Source organism: Citrobacter sp. B72 (assembly GCF_016894305.1).
GTDB lineage: Bacteria > Pseudomonadota > Gammaproteobacteria > Enterobacterales > Enterobacteriaceae > Citrobacter > Citrobacter portucalensis.
The window spans coordinates 4,537,184-4,556,207 of record NZ_CP069801.1; the positions used below are offsets into that span (position 1 = coordinate 4,537,184).

Below are 19,024 nucleotides of genomic sequence, written 5' to 3' on the forward strand. Positions count from 1 at the left end.
AATTATGGTATCATTTTCAAACATGGATGGTGCTCACTGCGATTCCGTAGTAGATCACTATACCTTGCCATCAAATAGTATTCAGATGGATGTAAAAGTTCCTGTTCAACCATCAAATTTTGACCCTTTGCAGAAGGGGGCCTTAATGGGGGCCTCAACGTTTATGGAACAAGATAAAAACCATTCTAATCAATGCAATTACAAAACAAAATCCATTCCGAGTCCGGGCACCACTATTTAGAAGAACCCGCCTATGGCGGGTTTTTTGCTTTCTGGGCTCCGCGAGATTTCTTATCGTTCTGACCACAGAAACTCCTACCCCACCTCATCACGACAGTTAAACCTTTCACTGGAACCACCATAGTACGGCAAAAAATATAGCGGTATCAGACACACCTCTTTGTCTGGCGTGCTTAACCGTAGGCTAAATTTGAGTAATTTATCTGAACAACCTTGGGCACAATACTGTTGCGGGTGCGCCAGGTCGCGCCGCATTTCATTGATAAGCTCGCTGAAGGTCGCCCCCCTCTTCCAGCTGGCGTTGTAGGTTACGCACATTCATCCCCAGGGGCTGGAGCTGGTGTGCCGCCTCGACATCTGAAGCAAACGCCAGGGAGTAAATACCAACCTTCATCTACAATTGCCATCATACCGAGCAAATAATGAGTCAACGAGGAACCTGGATGGTGAAAACAAGAGTCATACAGTCAGCGCAGGGAGCCCATGCCTATCCGCTGCTGATCAAGAGCTTGCTGCTGTCGGGTGGGCGTTCTCATCCCGAGCGAGAAATCGTCTACGCCGACAAGCTGCGTTACGACTATCGCACCCTCAAACAGCGCATCCATCGCCTGGCAAACATGCTGACAGCGGCCGGTGTCATGCCTGGAGACACCGTCGCCCTCTTAGATTGGGACAGCCATCGCGCCCTCGAGTGCTTCTTCGCGGTGCCTATGATTGGTGCCGTGCTACACACGGTGAACGTCCGCTTCTCGGCGGACCAAATCGCTTACACCATGAATCATGCCGAGGACAACCTGGTACTGGTGCACGACGACTTCTTGCCGGTTGTCGAGTCACTGGCAGAGACACTGACCACTGTCCGGGGATACATCCAGCTTAGCGACGAAGAATCGAAGGCAACCAGCCTGCCGGTGCTGGGGGAATATGAGCCCCTTCTGGCCGCAGCGGGAGATCGCTTTGACTTCCCCGACTTCGATGAAAACTCGGTAGCGACCTTGTTCTACACCACTGGAACCACGGGCAATCCCAAGGGGGTCTACTTCAGCCATCGTCAGCTGGTCCTGCACACGCTCAATGAGCTGGGCCTCCTGGCAGCCCACGAGGGACAGTCGCTGCTACGATCGAACGATGTCTACATGCCGATCACTCCTATGTTTCACGTGCACGCCTGGGGCGCTCCCTATGTCGCAACAATGCTTGGTGTGAAGCAGGTCTACCCCGGTCGTTACGAACCCAACAAGCTGGTGCGGTTCTATCACGATGAGGGTGTAACCTTCTCGCACTGTGTGCCAACCATCTTGCAAATGATCCTCGAGTGCGACGAAGCCACACGGACCGATCTGTCGGGATGGAAGATGTTGCTGGGTGGCAGTTCACTGTCCCTTGGACTGGCGACACAGGCCCACCATAAGGGCATACGCATTCACGCTGGCTATGGTATGTCTGAAACCTGTCCCCTGCTCTGTATGACCCACTTAAGCGATGCCGAGCTGGCCCTTCCCATGGATGAGCAGTTACCCTTGCGGATTCGAACCGGCCTGCCTGTTCCGTTGGTGGATCTGCGTATCGTTGATGGCGAAGGTCGGGAGGTAGTGCACGACGGCGAAGCCCTGGGTGAAATAGTGGTGCGAGCCCCTTGGCTGACTCAGGGCTACCTGAAGGAACCCGAGAAAGGAGCTGAGCTATGGAATGGCAGTTGGCTGCATACCGGCGACATTGCCTCTATCGATCCCCATGGGATAGTGGAAATAAAGGATCGCATCAAAGACGTAATCAAGACGGGCGGTGAGTGGATAAGCACGCTGGAGCTGGAGAGCCTCATCAGCTCACACGCGGCGGTCAGGTCGGTAGCCGTCGTCGGGATACCTGATGAACAGTGGGGCGAACGCCCCCTGGCTCTGGTGGTTTGCAAGGAAGGAGAAGACCTGGAGCCGCAGGCCATAGCGGCACATCTGCAAGGATTCGTCGACCGCGGCCACATCACTAAATGGGCGATCCCACGACAGATAAGGATAGTCCCGGATATTCCCAAAACCAGCGTCGGTAAGATCAACAAGCGCTTGATCCGCGAGCTCGAAGCCAGCAATGGGAAGGAAAGCATTTAAGCGATCTGTCGCATTCATAGCGTAAGGTTAACAACAGTCACACTGCTTATATTTCAGGTAGCATGTCGGTATCAATGCTCTGCCGGGGATCTCACCGTCCCCGCGCGGATGCTGATCGCCCTTTAGCAAATGGGTGCCTGGGCATGTTCATCGCCACAGGCACCTCGGGACCGGCGTTATGTTGATTCGGCAAAATCAGTTTACGGGCTGATTTCCTTGCTTTGTGGATTCCGGTCAATGTCAGGTCCTGCTGGACGAAAAATCCGCCCCCAGACCTTCCATCCAGCCTGATCACTTACCTAAATCTGCATTATTCAACAACGCCAGATTCACCCTCACTCATGCTTTCTTTGCTTTGAATGAACCGGAGCGCCAAATAAAGGTCTGGTGCCAGAATCATGTCGTCATCTTTCATTGTCGGTCGACTCTCCTTAAACCAGCGTGTTAACTCCGTTTTTCGGCCCGCAAGAATTAACTTAATCTGCCGCCCCTTCAGGTCCCGTTTTAACTCATTAATGGTTGCCAGAACGCTGATATCTGAATAGGTAAAGCAAGAAACGGCGTCAATGACCACCCATTTAGGTTGTAGTACTGCACCATCGACTAAATTCAAAACGCGGCGCTTAAAATAGGCCACATTAAAATAGGTCAGCGGTGAGTTAAATCGGTACATCAACACGCCAGGGATCATTTTCACATCAGTTGAATTACCTAATGAGTGAATCATTCCATGTTCGTCAATTCCCAATAAGTGTTCAGTAGGACGAAAAACTGTGCGCAGGAACTGCAACAGACCCAGCAATACCGCAAGGCCAATCCCCTGAATAACACCAATAATCAGAACACAGCCAAAGGTGAAGAACGCCAGGCGAAATGCGGGTTTATTTCTTCGCCTCAGGTTCCAGAGTCCGCGTAAATCAATTAATGACCACGATGCATAAATTAGAACAATGCCTAATGCAGATACCGGAATAAATTGTAATGGCTGCGTGAAAAATACCACGACGATTCCGATGATTAAGGCAGCAACAACGGAAACAAGCTGGCTTTTCCCTCCAGAGGAATCATTTACCGCAGTCCGGGAATCGGCTCCGCTAATCGCAAACCCCTGAGATAAGCCAGACATTAGATTCGCGACACCCAAAGCCCTGAACTCAGCATCAGCATTTATTTCGTATCCGTTTTTTGCGGCAAAACTGCGAGCGGTTAGCATCAGGCTAACAAAACTGACTAACGCCAGGTTCAGCGCAGGGATCAATAAATCACGCGCCAGACCAGGCTGAAACGATCCCCAGTGAACGACGGGCAAACCAGACTGAAAGCCCGATCCCCCAATAGTGGCAATCCCATACTGCTGCGCAGATGTAATCCATACCAGCGCCGTTGTTATCACAATAGCAATCAACGGTGCTGGCCATTGGCTACGAAACGTTTTGATAGCTATTAAAATCGCTAACGTTAGGATGGAGATACCTAAGGTTAATAAATGAATTTCTGAGAGTCGGCCAGGCAGGGCAATGATCTTCTCAATCACTTGCTCTTCATCAAGCGTAATCCCCAACACCTTACCGAGTTGCCCGACAATAATCGTCACGGCAACCCCGTTAAGCAGACCCGTTAGAATGGGATGCGAAAGCAAGTCAGCAAGCGCACCCAGGCGAAATTTACTGGCAAGCAGGCACCATCCCCCCATCATCACAGTCATGACAATTGTCAACTGCCAGTGAAGTTCTGGGTTTCCGGCAGAAAGAGGAACCACAACGGCCGCAATTACCGCGCAGGTCGTGGCATCAGGGCCAACAATCAATTGGCGGGAAGAACCAAACAGCGCATAAGCTAGCATTGGCAAAACGCAGGAATATAACCCGACGATAGCCCCGACTCCCGCCAACTCAGCGTAAGCAATCGCAACCGGTAGTGCTACGGCAGCAACGGATAATCCGGCTTTAACATCATGTTTTAGCCAGCTTTTATCGTACGCTAATAAATTTTTTAGCCCCGGCATGTAGTTTAATACCATTTTTCCGAACACTTTATTCTCCGGATAGACCCTTACTTATAGATAAAGGTACACGTAACTGTCGCAGGCGATCCTGATATTTTCGGGAGGTAATACAGAAAATTCAGATTGGGGGTTTACCGCATATACCGCAGGATGGCTTGTGTTATGGAGGCTCAGGATATAGCTTTGCACCCGATGGTGCGGTGTTGTGATGTGCCTGATGCGCTGCGCTTATCAGGCCTACAAAATACGTTCAGCCCGGCCCCTGCAGGCGGATAAGGCGGTACGCCGCATCCGGCGGTTTTCATCCCGCACAGACGCAAAAAAGCCCATCCGTCAGGATGGGCTTTTTCACTTTAATTGATGCCTGGCAGTTCCCTACTCTCGCATGGGGAGACCCCACACTACCATCGGCGCTACGGCGTTTCACTTCTGAGTTCGGCATGGGGTCAGGTGGGACCACCGCGCTACAGCCGCCAGGCAAATTCTGTTTATCAACACACCTCCTGGGCATGTCGATGTTATCTGTATCAGGCTGAAAATATCTCTCTTCGCCAAAACATCTTCGGCGTTGTAAGGTTAAGCCTCACGGTTCATTAGTATCGGTTAGCTCAATGTATCGCTACACTTACACACCCGACCTATCAACGTCGTCGTCTTCAACGTTCCTTCAGGACCCTTAAAGGGTCAGGGAGAACTCATCTCGGGGCAAGTTTCGTGCTTAGATGCTTTCAGCACTTATCTCTTCCGCATTTAGCTACCGGGCAATGCCATTGGCATGACAACCCGAACACCAGTGATGCGTCCACTCCGGTCCTCTCGTACTAGGAGCAGCCCCCCTCAATTCTCCAGCGCCCACGGCAGATAGGGACCGAACTGTCTCACGACGTTCTAAACCCAGCTCGCGTACCACTTTAAATGGCGAACAGCCATACCCTTGGGACCTACTTCAGCCCCAGGATGTGATGAGCCGACATCGAGGTGCCAAACACCGCCGTCGATATGAACTCTTGGGCGGTATCAGCCTGTTATCCCCGGAGTACCTTTTATCCGTTGAGCGATGGCCCTTCCATTCAGAACCACCGGATCACTAAGACCTGCTTTCGCACCTGCTCGAGCCGTCACTCTCGCAGTCAAGCTAGCTTATGCCTTTGCACTAACCTCCTGATGTCCGACCAGGATTAGCTAACCTTCGTGCTCCTCCGTTACTCTTTAGGAGGAGACCGCCCCAGTCAAACTACCCACCAGACACTGTCCGCAACCCGGATTACGGGTCTACGTTAGAACACCAGCCATTAAAGGGTGGTATTTCAAGGATGGCTCCATGCAGACTGGCGTCCACACTTCAAAGCCTCCCACCTATCCTACACATCAAGGACCAGTGTTCAGTGTCAAGCTATAGTAAAGGTTCACGGGGTCTTTCCGTCTTGCCGCGGGTACACTGCATCTTCACAGCGAGTTCAATTTCACTGAGTCTCGGGTGGAGACAGCCTGGCCATCATTACGCCATTCGTGCAGGTCGGAACTTACCCGACAAGGAATTTCGCTACCTTAGGACCGTTATAGTTACGGCCGCCGTTTACCGGGGCTTCGATCAAGAGCTTCTCCTTACGGATAACCCCATCAATTAACCTTCCGGCACCGGGCAGGCGTCACACCGTATACGTCCACTTTCGTGTTTGCACAGTGCTGTGTTTTTAATAAACAGTTGCAGCCAGCTGGTATCTTCGACTGATTTCAGCTCCATGGGTAAACCACTTCACCTACATATCAGCGTGCCTTCTCCCGAAGTTACGGCACCATTTTGCCTAGTTCCTTCACCCGAGTTCTCTCAAGCGCCTTGGTATTCTCTACCTGACCACCTGTGTCGGTTTGGGGTACGATTTCGTGTTACCTGATGCTTAGAGGCTTTTCCTGGAAGCAGGGCATTTGTTACTTCAGCACCGTAGTGCCTCGTCATCACACCTCAGCGTTAATAAGGTACCGGATTTACCTGGAACCTCCGCCTACATGCTTAAACCGGGACAACCGTCGCCCGGCTAACATAGCCTTCTCCGTCCCCCCTTCGCAGTAACACCAAGTACAGGAATATTAACCTGTTTCCCATCGACTACGCCTTTCGGCCTCGCCTTAGGGGTCGACTCACCCTGCCCCGATTAACGTTGGACAGGAACCCTTGGTCTTCCGGCGTGCGGGTTTTTCACCCGCATTATCGTTACTTATGTCAGCATTCGCACTTCTGATACCTCCAGCATACCTCACGACACACCTTCAACGGCTTACAGAACGCTCCCCTACCCAACAACACATAGTGTCGCTGCCGCAGCTTCGGTGCATGGTTTAGCCCCGTTACATCTTCCGCGCAGGCCGACTCGACCAGTGAGCTATTACGCTTTCTTTAAATGATGGCTGCTTCTAAGCCAACATCCTGGCTGTCTGTGCCTTCCCACATCGTTTCCCACTTAACCATGACTTTGGGACCTTAGCTGGCGGTCTGGGTTGTTTCCCTCTTCACGACGGACGTTAGCACCCGCCGTGTGTCTCCCGTGATAACATTCTTCGGTATTCGCAGTTTGCATCGGGTTGGTAAGTCGGGATGACCCCCTAGCCGAAACAGTGCTCTACCCCCGAAGATGAATTCACGAGGCGCTACCTAAATAGCTTTCGGGGAGAACCAGCTATCTCCCGGTTTGATTGGCCTTTCACCCCCAGCCACAAGTCATCCGCTAATTTTTCAACATTAGTCGGTTCGGTCCTCCAGTTAGTGTTACCCAACCTTCAACCTGCCCATGGCTAGATCACCGGGTTTCGGGTCTATACCCTGCAACTTAACGCCCAGTTAAGACTCGGTTTCCCTTCGGCTCCCCTATTCGGTTAACCTTGCTACAGAATATAAGTCGCTGACCCATTATACAAAAGGTACGCAGTCACACCCCAAAGGGTGCTCCCACTGCTTGTACGTACACGGTTTCAGGTTCTTTTTCACTCCCCTCGCCGGGGTTCTTTTCGCCTTTCCCTCACGGTACTGGTTCACTATCGGTCAGTCAGGAGTATTTAGCCTTGGAGGATGGTCCCCCCATATTCAGACAGGATACCACGTGTCCCGCCCTACTCTTCGAGTTCACAACACATGCACTTTTGTGTACGGGACTTTCACCCTGTATCGTGCGACTTTCCAGACGCTTCCACTAACACACATGCTGATTCAGACTCTGGGCTGCTCCCCGTTCGCTCGCCGCTACTGGGGGAATCTCGGTTGATTTCTTTTCCTCGGGGTACTTAGATGTTTCAGTTCCCCCGGTTCGCTTCATTACGCTATGTATTCACGTAATGATAGTGTGTCGAAACACACTGGGTTTCCCCATTCGGAAATCGCCGGTTATAACGGTTCATATCACCTTACCGACGCTTATCGCAGATTAGCACGTCCTTCATCGCCTCTGACTGCCAGGGCATCCACCGTGTACGCTTAGTCGCTTAACCTCACAACCCGAAGATGTTTCTTTCGATTCATCATCGACTTGCAAAAATTTGAGAGACTCGAACACACCGCTTTTCATTTCTTATTACGGAGAAATGAAACAGTGTGTCGTTTCAATTTTCAGCTTGATCCAGATTTTTAAAGAGCAAATATCTCAAACGTGACTCGAAAGTCAGTTTTGAGATACTTCGGTCGGCGACTTTCACTCACACATACCAGCAAGTGGCGTCCCCTAGGGGATTCGAACCCCTGTTACCGCCGTGAAAGGGCGGTGTCCTGGGCCTCTAGACGAAGGGGACACTGAAGTCTCAATCGCAAGACGCCTTGCTATTTACTTTTCATCAGACAATCTGTGTGAGCACTACAAAGGCAGGTTCTTTAAGGTAAGGAGGTGATCCAACCGCAGGTTCCCCTACGGTTACCTTGTTACGACTTCACCCCAGTCATGAATCACAAAGTGGTAAGCGCCCTCCCGAAGGTTAAGCTACCTACTTCTTTTGCAACCCACTCCCATGGTGTGACGGGCGGTGTGTACAAGGCCCGGGAACGTATTCACCGTGGCATTCTGATCCACGATTACTAGCGATTCCGACTTCATGGAGTCGAGTTGCAGACTCCAATCCGGACTACGACATACTTTATGAGGTCCGCTTGCTCTCGCGAGGTCGCTTCTCTTTGTATATGCCATTGTAGCACGTGTGTAGCCCTACTCGTAAGGGCCATGATGACTTGACGTCATCCCCACCTTCCTCCAGTTTATCACTGGCAGTCTCCTTTGAGTTCCCGGCCTAACCGCTGGCAACAAAGGATAAGGGTTGCGCTCGTTGCGGGACTTAACCCAACATTTCACAACACGAGCTGACGACAGCCATGCAGCACCTGTCTCAGAGTTCCCGAAGGCACCAAAGCATCTCTGCTAAGTTCTCTGGATGTCAAGAGTAGGTAAGGTTCTTCGCGTTGCATCGAATTAAACCACATGCTCCACCGCTTGTGCGGGCCCCCGTCAATTCATTTGAGTTTTAACCTTGCGGCCGTACTCCCCAGGCGGTCGACTTAACGCGTTAGCTCCGGAAGCCACGCCTCAAGGGCACAACCTCCAAGTCGACATCGTTTACGGCGTGGACTACCAGGGTATCTAATCCTGTTTGCTCCCCACGCTTTCGCACCTGAGCGTCAGTCTTTGTCCAGGGGGCCGCCTTCGCCACCGGTATTCCTCCAGATCTCTACGCATTTCACCGCTACACCTGGAATTCTACCCCCCTCTACAAGACTCTAGCCTGCCAGTTTCGGATGCAGTTCCCAGGTTGAGCCCGGGGATTTCACATCCGACTTGACAGACCGCCTGCGTGCGCTTTACGCCCAGTAATTCCGATTAACGCTTGCACCCTCCGTATTACCGCGGCTGCTGGCACGGAGTTAGCCGGTGCTTCTTCTGCGAGTAACGTCAATCGCTGCGGTTATTAACCACAACGCCTTCCTCCTCGCTGAAAGTACTTTACAACCCGAAGGCCTTCTTCATACACGCGGCATGGCTGCATCAGGCTTGCGCCCATTGTGCAATATTCCCCACTGCTGCCTCCCGTAGGAGTCTGGACCGTGTCTCAGTTCCAGTGTGGCTGGTCATCCTCTCAGACCAGCTAGGGATCGTCGCCTAGGTGAGCCGTTACCCCACCTACTAGCTAATCCCATCTGGGCACATCCGATGGCAAGAGGCCCGAAGGTCCCCCTCTTTGGTCTTGCGACGTTATGCGGTATTAGCTACCGTTTCCAGTAGTTATCCCCCTCCATCGGGCAGTTTCCCAGACATTACTCACCCGTCCGCCACTCGTCACCCAAGGAGCAAGCTCCTCTGTGCTACCGTTCGACTTGCATGTGTTAGGCCTGCCGCCAGCGTTCAATCTGAGCCATGATCAAACTCTTCAATTTAAAAGTTTGATGCTCAATGAATTAAACTTCGTAATGAATTACGTGTTCACTCGTTGAGACTTGGTATTCATTTTTCGTCTTGCGACGTTAAGAATCCGTATCTTCGAGTGCCCACACAGATTGTCTGATAAATTGTTAAAGAGCAGTTGCGACGCGCTTTAGCGCTCTGTCGCGAGGTGGCGTATATTACGCTTTCCTCTTTCAGAGTCAACCCTCATTTTCAGGTTTTTCTCTTCAACCGAACCGGCTGTTTGTGTGAAGTGATTCACATCCGCCGTGTCGATGGAGGCGCATTATAGGGAGTTTCCTGCGGCCCGCAACCCTTAAATGACAGAAAAATGACTGACTGCTGCATTCCACAGCAAAACCCCGCCTTATACCCATTTACACACAGAGTTATCCACAATCGTAAGGAAATTATCTGTAAGCGTCCCTAAAAAGGGAGAGAATCGGTATGAAAACCTCTATTATGAAAACCTCTATATAGAAAGAAATTCACTCTACGCTATATAAAGAAGAAGGACTGACAACTTAAGCGCCATAATCCCTACCACCTTTGAATTACGCACCCCATCAGGCAATAATACCCGCACAAACCGTGATTTCAGGACCGTGATGAGATACTCCCTGCAACGTACTGCTATACGTAAACGCCCGATGAAGCTTGGCACCACCGTGATCCTCATGGTTAGTGCAGTACTCTTCTCCGTGCTGCTTGTCGTTCATCTGATTTATTTCTCGCAGATCAGCAACATGACGCGCGATGCATTAGCGAGTAAAGCGCTTGCGGTCGCGCGAACGCTAGCCAACTCTCCGGAGATCCGCCAGGGACTAATGAAAAAGCCCGAGGAAAGCGGCATTCAGGCGATTGCCCAGGCGGTGAATAAGAGCAACGACTTTTTGTTCATCGTCGTCACTGATATGCAAAGCATTCGTTACTCCCATCCCGAAGCGCAGCGAATCGGTCAGCCATTTAAAGGTGATGACATATTGCTGGCCCTGCAGGGTAAAGAGAATGTCGCCATTAATCGCGGATTCTTGGCTAAAGCTCTACGTGTATTTACTCCTATCTATGACGAACATCACCGGCAGATTGGCGTCGTGTCGATCGGCCTTGAGCTAAGCCGGGTGACTGAGCAGATCAATAACAGCCGCGGCAGCATCATCTGGTCAATCTTATTTGGCGTACTGGTTGGACTGCTCGGTACATGGGTATTTGTCAAAGTCCTCAAGCGCATTCTGTTTGGCCTGGAGCCTTATGAAATCTCCAATCTGTTCGAACAACGCCAGGCGATGCTGCACTCTATAAAGGAAGGTGTTATTGCCGTTGACGAATGCGGTGAAGTGACCCTGATTAACCAGGCTGCGCAGGAGCTGCTGGATTATCACAAATCACAAGATGATGCCCAGCTCTCCACACTCAGCCATGCGTGGTCACAGGTGGTCGATTTTTCACAGGTACTACATGACGGAACGCCACGCCGCGATGAAGAGATCATGGTGAAGGATCGGCTACTCTTAATTAACACGGTCCCGGTACTCAGCAACGGTAAAATCATCGGTGCCATTTCAACCTTCAGAGATAAGACTGAAGTCCGAAAACTAATGCAACGTCTGGATGGTATGGTCAACTATGCCGACGCACTTCGTGAACGATCCCACGAATTCATGAATAAATTGCACGTGATTCTGGGATTATTGCATCTGAAAAGTTATAAGCAGCTTGAAAATTACATCCTGAAGACCGCAAACAATTATCAGGAAGAAATTGGCTCACTGTTAGGAAAAATAAAATCACCGGTGATCGCAGGATTTTTACTCAGTAAGATTAATCGCACATCTGATTTAGGCCATAGTCTGGTCATTAGCAATGAAAGCCAGTTACCGGAAAATAGCAACGAAGATCAGGTGGCGGTGCTGATTACCGTTCTGGGGAATCTGATTGAAAACGCCCTGGAAGCGCTAGGTCAAGAACCTGGTGGTGAGATCAGCGTATCCTTGCATTATCGACACGGCTGGTTGCATTGCGAAGTGAATGACGATGGTCCGGGGATTGCCCCCGAAAACATTGAGCACATCTTTGAGAAGGGCGTTTCGTCAAAAGGAACCGAACGGGGCGTTGGTTTAGCGCTTGTTAAACAACAGGTTGAAAACGTTGGCGGTAATATTTCCGTCGAGTCTGAACCTGGGATCTTCACCCAATTTTTTGTACAGTTACCGTGGAATGGTGAGAGGGCCAGCAGATGATCAATGTCTTAATTGTCGATGACGATGCAATGGTAGCGGAATTAAACCGCCGTTATGTCGCGCAACTCTCCGGTTTTCACTGCTGCGGCACAGCCTCCACGCTGGAGAAAGCAAAAGAGATAATCTTTCATAGCGGTCATCATATCGATCTGATTTTGCTAGATATTTATATGCAAAAAGAAAACGGTCTGGACCTGCTGCCGGTTCTGCACAGCGAAGGTTGCAAGTGTGATGTCATCGTCATCTCTTCCGCCGCTGATGCCACCACCATCAAAGATTCACTTCACTACGGTGTTGTTGACTACCTGATCAAACCTTTCCAGGCTTCCCGGTTTGAAGAAGCGCTCACCGGCTGGCTGCACAAGAAAAATGAGATGGACAAGCATCAGTATTATGAACAGTCTGAGCTTGACCAGCTGATTCACGGCAGCTCTTCCAATGAACAGGAAGCACGGCGCTTACCTAAAGGGTTAACGCCACAAACGTTACGCACGCTGTGTCAGTGGATTGATGAGCACCAGGATCAGGAGTTCTCCACGGATGAGCTGGCCAACGAGGTCAATATCTCGCGCGTCTCTTGCCGTAAATACCTTATCTGGCTCGTCAATTGTCACATCTTATTTACCAGCATCCATTATGGCGTGACCGGCAGACCTGTTTATCGTTATCGCGTGCAGGCTGAACACTACTCATTGCTTAAACAATATTGCCAATAAATACACTTGGGATTATTTGTTATTTGAAAGTAACAATTATTAAAATAATGAAAAATCCCAATTTCACCAGCTGGCACTGTAAAATTATAAATTTGCGTTAGATCAAATATATTTGTATCCGGCATGTTAAATGTATTATTTTAATATTGACAACCATCACACTGTTTTTAATTTCAAAATCGCTAACAAAAGTTAATTAAGTATTATCTAACTCGCAGAGTGTGTATTTTTACCCATAAAGGATTAGTCTGAAATTAACCAGACATACAAAATCTAGACTGGTAGCAATGGAGACCATGCTACGTACCATGGACACCGTACATTTTTGTGAGCAAATAAAAGTATCCCCACGCCAACTTCATCACATCATGAAATGGCGTGACCGTGATCACATAAATAACCCACTCACTCATTCTGCCGGTGGTTCATGTAATAGCGGAAAACGCAAAACAGATAAATTACAGCGTCAACCGCGGCTCTCCATGTTCAGCTCTGCTTCCCATCGCCTGAGGATTCTCTCCTCTGATCAAAGCCACAGAAAAAAACTAAATATCGCCATAACTTTAAAAAAACATTCTAGCAAGACATTTGAACATTAATCGCAAATACGGACATATCGAATACTGACCATTTTTTGATGCTTATTCTGGCAAAAAAGAATGTGGCACAGATCCATTTTTCAAAAAATTGACTGGGTTTTTCGCGAGGGTAAATAAAATGTTATTTAGTATACAACTTCTCATAATATTAATATGTTTGTTTTATGGTGCCAGAAAGGGCGGTATCGCGCTGGGTTTATTAGGCGGTATCGGCCTGGTCATTCTGGTTTTCGTTTTCCATCTCCAGCCGGGTAAACCACCTGTAGATGTCATGCTGGTTATTATTGCCGTGGTGGCCGCATCGGCAACCTTGCAAGCCTCCGGCGGCCTTGACGTTATGCTGCAAATCGCTGAAAAGCTGCTGCGCCGTAACCCAAAATACGTTTCCATCGTCGCACCTTTCGTTACCTGCACCCTGACGATTCTCTGCGGTACAGGGCACGTGGTATACACCATCCTGCCAATCATTTATGACGTTGCCATTAAGAACAATATTCGCCCGGAACGTCCGATGGCGGCGAGTTCTATCGGCGCGCAGATGGGGATTATCGCCAGCCCGGTTTCTGTAGCCGTGGTGTCACTGGTGGCAATGCTGGGTAACGTAACGTTTGAAGGCAAGCATCTCGAATTCCTCGACCTGCTCAGCATCACCATCCCGTCTACCCTGTTGGGTATCCTGGCGATCGGTATCTTCAGCTGGTTCCGTGGTAAGGATCTGGATAAAGATGAAGAGTTCCAGAAGTTCATTTCCGTACCTGAAAACCACAACTATGTGTATGGCGATACCGCCACGCTGTTAGACAAAAAGCTGCCGAAAAGCAACTGGCTGGCCATGTGGATCTTCCTGGCTGCAATCGCCGTTGTTGCCGTGCTTGGCGCGTTCTCTGAGCTGCGTCCTACCTTTAGCGGCAAACCGCTGTCAATGGTGCTGGTTATCCAGATGTTCATGCTGCTGACCGGTGCGCTGATTATTATCTTGACGAAGACCAATCCCGCTTCAATATCTAAAAACGAAGTCTTCCGTTCCGGTATGATCGCGATTGTGGCGGTGTACGGTATTGCCTGGATGGCCGAAACAATGTTCGGCGCGCACATGACAGAAATCGAAGGTGTGCTGGGCAATATGGTGAAAGAGTATCCGTGGGCCTATGCAATTGTTCTGCTGCTGGTATCCAAATTTGTAAACTCCCAGGCAGCGGCGCTGGCAGCGATTGTTCCGGTCGCGCTGGCAATCGGGGTTGATCCCGCGTACATCGTGGCTTCTGCTCCGGCATGTTACGGTTACTACATTCTGCCGACCTACCCGAGCGATCTGGCTGCTATCCAGTTTGACCGTTCCGGCACCACCCACATCGGCCGCTTCGTTATCAACCACAGCTTCATTCTGCCTGGCTTGATCGGCGTAAGCGTATCCTGTGTCTTTGGTTGGATCTTCGCCGCAATGTACGGTTTCCTGTAATCACAGTTCGCGTGCCGTCCACGTTGGTACGGCACGCCACCATGAAGACACAGAGAATTTTAAAATTCCTGAGAAAAATGAAAAGGCTGGAAGCAAATGTCAAAAGTTGAATTCACTTACCAGGCGGCTTTCCCACTGGGGGAAGACAAAACTGAGTACTACCTGCTGACATCCGATCACGTCAGCGTCGGCGAGTTTGAAGGCGAAACAATCCTGAAAGTAGCCCCTGAAGCACTTACACTACTGGCCCAGCAAGCCTTCCACGATGCCTCCTTCATGCTCCGCCCAGAACACCAACAGCAAGTCGCCTCAATTCTCCATGATCCCGAAGCCAGCGAAAACGATAAGTACGTGGCGCTGCAGTTCCTGAGAAACTCCGAAATCGCCGCCAAAGGCGTGTTGCCAACTTGCCAGGACACCGGTACGGCAATCATCATGGGTAAAAAAGGTCAGCGTGTTTGGACCGGCGGCGGCGATGAAGCGGCGCTCTCCAAAGGCGTATTTAATACTTATATCGAAGATAACCTGCGCTACTCGCAAAACGCGGCGCTGGATATGTACAAAGAAGTGAATACCGGCACCAACCTGCCCGCACAGATCGATCTGTACAGCGTGGACGGCGACGAATACAAATTCCTGTGCGTGGCCAAAGGCGGCGGCTCAGCCAACAAAACCTATCTGTATCAGGAAACCAAAGCGCTGCTGACTCCCGGCAAACTGAAAAACTTCCTGGTTGAGAAAATGCGCACGCTGGGTACCGCAGCTTGCCCTCCGTATCACATCGCATTCGTTATTGGCGGTACGTCAGCGGAAAGCACCCTCAAAACGGTGAAGCTGGCCAGCACACACTACTATGACGCGCTGCCGACTGAAGGCAATGCTCACGGCCAGGCATTCCGCGATCTGCAACTGGAACAAGAACTGCTGGAAGAAGCGCAGAAACTCGGCCTTGGTGCTCAGTTCGGCGGGAAATACTTCGCACATGATATCCGCGTGATCCGCCTGCCTCGCCATGGCGCGTCCTGCCCGGTTGGTATGGGTGTTTCTTGCTCCGCAGACCGTAACATCAAGGCCAAGATCAACCGCGAAGGGATCTGGATTGAAAAACTGGAACATAACCCAGGTCAGTATATTCCGGAATCTCTGCGCCAGGCGGGCGAAGGCGAAGTGGTTAAAGTTGACCTTAACCGCCCAATGAAAGAGATCCTCGCCCAGCTCTCTCAGTACCCGGTTTCTACTCGTCTGTCACTGAGCGGTACTATCATTGTTGGTCGTGACATTGCCCACGCGAAGTTAAAAGAACGTATTGAGTCCGGCGAAGGTCTGCCGCAGTACGTGAAAGATCATCCGATCTACTACGCGGGTCCGGCCAAAACGCCTGCAGGCTACCCGTCCGGTTCTTTAGGTCCAACTACCGCGGGTCGTATGGACTCCTACGTTGACCTGTTGCAGTCTCACGGCGGCAGCATGATCATGCTGGCAAAAGGTAACCGTAGCCAGCAGGTGACTGACGCCTGCCACAAACACGGCGGCTTCTACTTGGGCAGCATCGGTGGACCAGCAGCGGTACTGGCGCAGCAGAGCATTAAGCATCTGGAATGCGTGGAATACCCGGAGCTGGGTATGGAAGCTATCTGGAAAATCGAAGTAGAAGATTTCCCGGCTTTCATTCTGGTCGATGACAAAGGCAACGATTTCTTCCAGCAAATCGTCAGCAAACAATGCGCTAACTGCGCGAAGTAACCCATTCGGCCCGGCACTGGACTGGCACTAAATTTTTGGCGTCAGTCCAGCGATCCCCCCGGGCCAACTTTATCCCCCCATTTACTGGTATTGAATTTTTGCCGTTCACAGGGAATAGTGATCTTTTCCATTACGTGTGAATTCGCAATGCTCCGCACTCTGAACCCCACAATCTTGCGCACCGGTGCATTGATCCTGGCGCTGATTCTAATCTACACCGGTATCTCTGCCTCGGAGAAAATCACCTGGCTGATGGAAGTCACGCCAGTCATTATTGTCGTCCCGCTGTTGCTGGCTACCATGAAGCAGTACCCATTGACGCCGCTGCTTTATACGTTGATTTTCTTGCACGCCATCATTCTGATGGTAGGCGGGATGTATACCTACGCCAAAGTCCCCGTCGGTTTTCAGGTTCAGGAATGGCTGGATCTCAGTCGAAACCCCTATGACAAGCTGGGCCACTTCTTCCAGGGGCTGGTACCAGCCCTGACGGCAAGAGAGATTTTAGTGCGCGGCAATATTGTCCGTGGTCGTAAGATGCTGGCATTTTTGGTCTGCTGCGTAGCACTGGCGATTAGCGCAATGTATGAACTCATCGAATGGTGGGCCGCGCTGGCAATGGGACAAGGTGCGGATGACTTCCTTGGCACGCAGGGTGACCCGTGGGATACCCAGTCAGACATGTTCTGCGCCCTGCTCGGTGCGTTAACAACGGTCCTCGCACTGGCGGGCTGGCACAATCGGCAGTTGAAAACGGCCGGAGAGCGCTAACGCTTCTCCGGCAATCTACATTACCTACTGCGATACTTGATAACCAGAATCGGCAAGGCGAACAACAGTGTCAGAAAGTTCGCCATGCTGACGGCAGTATCTTCAATCAATAATCCGTAAATCAGCCACAAAACCAGCCCGCACACAAACATCACATACATCAAACCGGAGATGCCTTGCGTGTTGCGAGTGGTAATAACCTTAATGGCTTGCGGTAAGAAAGAGAGCGTCGTCAGGCTGGCCGCCAAATATCCAATCAACGAATGCCATTCCATCGCTACGCCTTCACATCGCCTGGAGCCACTACCGCAATAGCCGGGATATCCGGTTGCTCATGGTGCTGAGGCACCTTGCGATACTTATCCAGTAAATGGATCTGGATCCTGCGCAGGGTGTCGCCATTCAGTCGATAAAAGCGGAAATACAGGACTAAGGTCACCACAAAAAAGAGTGCGGGTAGCGCTATCATAATAAACTGCATGCCAACGATGGTTTCGGCAGACTGCGCGACATTTGGCGCGTAATTAATCACTCCGAGTATCAACGCGATAAAGAAAGCGGCAAATGCTGACCCACCTTTTACCACCATTGTCTGCACCGAATAAGCGATACTTTCACAACGAACATTAAGTTTGTATTCGCCGTAATCAACGGTATCCGCCACCATAATGACCTGCAACACCCAGAAAAGCGCAGAACCAATATTCAGTAAAACACCCGCTATAACAATCAGTAAGATATTATGGAAATCTGCCAGCGCCATCACCAGTAGTACGCTACAGCTAAGCACCGGCAACACCGATGCCCCAGCCCACAAGATCCGTCGTGACAACGCGTTTACCAGCCGAGGAAAGAAAATCAGCGTCAACAGGTTTGCCGCACCTGCGTAAGACATGTAGTACGGGAAGAGACTTGCATCGCCAATCACGTAGGTAAAATAGTAAATGGCAAAGCCAGCAATGATATTAGATGCAATATTGTAAGCCAGTGCCATACCTAACAGGCAGGATAGCTGGTCATTTTTATAGATGAGCCCAATGATCGCTTTCAACCCAAGACGACTGCTGTCTGCCGTGGCCTCACTGTCTGACGAATAAACCTCATGCACATTCCGTAGCGTCACAACGGTGGAAACGATAAAGAACGCGATGAGAATTAGTGTAAACATCTGAAAACCAAAACCACGATCTGCTCCGCCAACATAGCTCACAAAAGGCAGCGTCACGCCTGCGGTAACAAACCCAGAAAGGCTGGCGAAGAAACGGGGGTACGGCACCAGTTGTTCACGCTCGCGTTTATCCAGCGTAATGGTTGGCACCAGTGACCAGAATGGAATATCCATAATGGTGTAGGTCATTCCCCATAATATATACGTCACGCAAACAAATACGACCTGCGCAGTACCCTCAAAAAGATGTGCGCTAAAAAGCAAAAACAGCACCAATGAGTTCGCCAGCGTACCGAGCAAGATCCAGGGTTTAAATTTTCCCCAGCGCGATCGGGTGGCGTTCACAATCCAGCCCATGATGGGATCGTTTACCGCATCCCAGATCCTTGCCGCCAGGAACAACGTTCCGACCAGCCCCACCGATAATCCCACTACGTCGGTGTAGTAATACATCAGGTACATGTACACAATACCGATGGCGAAATCCTTACCAAACGCTCCAAATCCATAACTGAGTTTTGTTGTCAGAGATATGCTCATAGGGTATCGGGTCGCTGTTACCAGCGC

Annotated in this window: 11 protein-coding genes, 1 tRNA gene and 3 rRNA genes; 7 read left to right on the top strand and 8 right to left on the bottom strand. The window is 50.5% G+C overall.

Annotation, left to right across the window (positions count from 1 at the left end; translation table 11 throughout):
* Window positions 1-4: 4 nt before the first annotated feature.
* The gene (locus JQN59_RS21785; protein WP_016154458.1) at window positions 5-241 is read left to right on the top strand and encodes a hypothetical protein; all 237 of its coding nucleotides are present in this window, start codon (window positions 5-7) and stop codon (window positions 239-241) included.
* 255 nt (window positions 242-496) lie between these two features.
* On the opposite strand, the gene JQN59_RS21790 is transcribed toward JQN59_RS21785, so the two are convergent.
* Complete coding sequence (locus JQN59_RS21790; protein WP_204528148.1) at window positions 497-634, bottom strand: hypothetical protein; 138 nt, start codon at window positions 632-634, stop codon at window positions 497-499.
* 49 nt (window positions 635-683) lie between these two features.
* On the opposite strand from JQN59_RS21790, the gene JQN59_RS21795 reads away from it, so the two are divergent.
* Complete coding sequence (locus JQN59_RS21795) at window positions 684-2,345, top strand: fatty acid--CoA ligase (protein WP_103015409.1); 1,662 nt, start codon at window positions 684-686, stop codon at window positions 2,343-2,345.
* Window positions 2,346-2,655: 310 nt separating this feature from the next.
* Here the strand turns inward: JQN59_RS21795 and JQN59_RS21800 are convergent, their stop codons facing one another.
* The 5 genes from JQN59_RS21800 to JQN59_RS21820 form a co-directional block, all read right to left on the bottom strand.
* Window positions 2,656-4,377, bottom strand: a complete 1,722-nt coding sequence (locus tag JQN59_RS21800) for a SulP family inorganic anion transporter (RefSeq protein WP_008785980.1) — start codon at window positions 4,375-4,377, stop codon at window positions 2,656-2,658.
* A 335-nt stretch (window positions 4,378-4,712) separates the two neighbouring features.
* Window positions 4,713-4,828: ribosomal RNA gene (rrf, locus tag JQN59_RS21805) — 5S ribosomal RNA — on the bottom strand.
* 94 nt (window positions 4,829-4,922) lie between these two features.
* Window positions 4,923-7,830, bottom strand: a 23S ribosomal RNA gene (locus tag JQN59_RS21810).
* Window positions 7,831-8,051: 221 nt separating this feature from the next.
* Window positions 8,052-8,127, bottom strand: a tRNA-Glu gene (locus JQN59_RS21815).
* Window positions 8,128-8,212: 85 nt separating this feature from the next.
* Window positions 8,213-9,754: ribosomal RNA gene (locus JQN59_RS21820) — 16S ribosomal RNA — on the bottom strand.
* The 16S, 23S and 5S rRNA genes sit together here with 1 tRNA gene alongside, the layout of an rRNA operon.
* A gap of 615 nt (window positions 9,755-10,369) precedes the next feature.
* On the opposite strand from JQN59_RS21820, the gene JQN59_RS21825 reads away from it, so the two are divergent.
* The 5 genes from JQN59_RS21825 (at window position 10,370) to JQN59_RS21845 (ending at window position 17,289) form a co-directional block, all read left to right on the top strand.
* Window positions 10,370-12,001, top strand: a complete 1,632-nt coding sequence (locus JQN59_RS21825) for a sensor histidine kinase (RefSeq protein WP_003826772.1) — start codon at window positions 10,370-10,372, stop codon at window positions 11,999-12,001.
* Window positions 11,998-12,717 carry a two-component system response regulator DcuR gene (gene dcuR, locus JQN59_RS21830; protein ID WP_008786975.1) on the top strand — a complete coding sequence of 240 codons (720 nt, stop codon included), beginning with the start codon at window positions 11,998-12,000 and terminating at the stop codon, window positions 12,715-12,717. Before JQN59_RS21825 ends, dcuR begins: the two co-directional genes overlap by 4 nt.
* Window positions 12,718-13,434: 717 nt before the next feature.
* A complete protein-coding gene (dcuB, locus tag JQN59_RS21835; protein ID WP_003031873.1) occupies window positions 13,435-14,775 on the top strand; it encodes an anaerobic C4-dicarboxylate transporter DcuB in 1,341 nt (446 codons plus the stop codon).
* A gap of 96 nt (window positions 14,776-14,871) precedes the next feature.
* Window positions 14,872-16,518: a class I fumarate hydratase FumA gene (gene fumA, locus JQN59_RS21840; RefSeq protein WP_008786974.1), complete on the top strand. Its 1,647-nt coding sequence runs from the start codon at window positions 14,872-14,874 to the stop codon at window positions 16,516-16,518.
* A 147-nt stretch (window positions 16,519-16,665) separates the two neighbouring features.
* On the top strand, window positions 16,666-17,289 hold the full coding sequence (locus JQN59_RS21845; RefSeq protein ID WP_032941584.1) for a DUF2238 domain-containing protein: 624 nt from the start codon (window positions 16,666-16,668) through the stop codon (window positions 17,287-17,289).
* Window positions 17,290-17,309: 20 nt separating this feature from the next.
* Here JQN59_RS21845 and JQN59_RS21850 read toward each other — a convergent pair whose 3' ends face one another.
* Both JQN59_RS21850 and melB read right to left on the bottom strand, forming a co-directional pair.
* Window positions 17,310-17,564, bottom strand: coding sequence for a SemiSWEET transporter (locus tag JQN59_RS21850; RefSeq protein ID WP_032942140.1), 255 nt, complete (start codon window positions 17,562-17,564; stop codon window positions 17,310-17,312).
* A 2-nt stretch (window positions 17,565-17,566) separates the two neighbouring features.
* Window positions 17,567-18,997: a melibiose:sodium transporter MelB gene (gene melB, locus JQN59_RS21855; protein ID WP_149608183.1), complete on the bottom strand. Its 1,431-nt coding sequence runs from the start codon at window positions 18,995-18,997 to the stop codon at window positions 17,567-17,569.
* Window positions 18,998-19,024 lie beyond the last annotated feature (27 nt).

Coding starts and splice junctions, on each gene's coding strand:
- JQN59_RS21785 (WP_016154458.1), top strand. CDS start 5: ATGGTATCATTTTCAAACATGGATGGTGCTCACTGCGATTCCGTAGTA.
- JQN59_RS21790 (WP_204528148.1), bottom strand. CDS start 634: ATGAAGGTTGGTATTTACTCCCTGGCGTTTGCTTCAGATGTCGAGGCG.
- JQN59_RS21795 (WP_103015409.1), top strand. CDS start 684: ATGGTGAAAACAAGAGTCATACAGTCAGCGCAGGGAGCCCATGCCTAT.
- JQN59_RS21825 (WP_003826772.1), top strand. CDS start 10,370: ATGAGATACTCCCTGCAACGTACTGCTATACGTAAACGCCCGATGAAG.
- dcuR (WP_008786975.1), top strand. CDS start 11,998: ATGATCAATGTCTTAATTGTCGATGACGATGCAATGGTAGCGGAATTA.
- dcuB (WP_003031873.1), top strand. CDS start 13,435: ATGTTATTTAGTATACAACTTCTCATAATATTAATATGTTTGTTTTAT.
- fumA (WP_008786974.1), top strand. CDS start 14,872: ATGTCAAAAGTTGAATTCACTTACCAGGCGGCTTTCCCACTGGGGGAA.
- JQN59_RS21845 (WP_032941584.1), top strand. CDS start 16,666: ATGCTCCGCACTCTGAACCCCACAATCTTGCGCACCGGTGCATTGATC.
- JQN59_RS21850 (WP_032942140.1), bottom strand. CDS start 17,564: ATGGAATGGCATTCGTTGATTGGATATTTGGCGGCCAGCCTGACGACG.
- melB (WP_149608183.1), bottom strand. CDS start 18,997: ATGAGCATATCTCTGACAACAAAACTCAGTTATGGATTTGGAGCGTTT.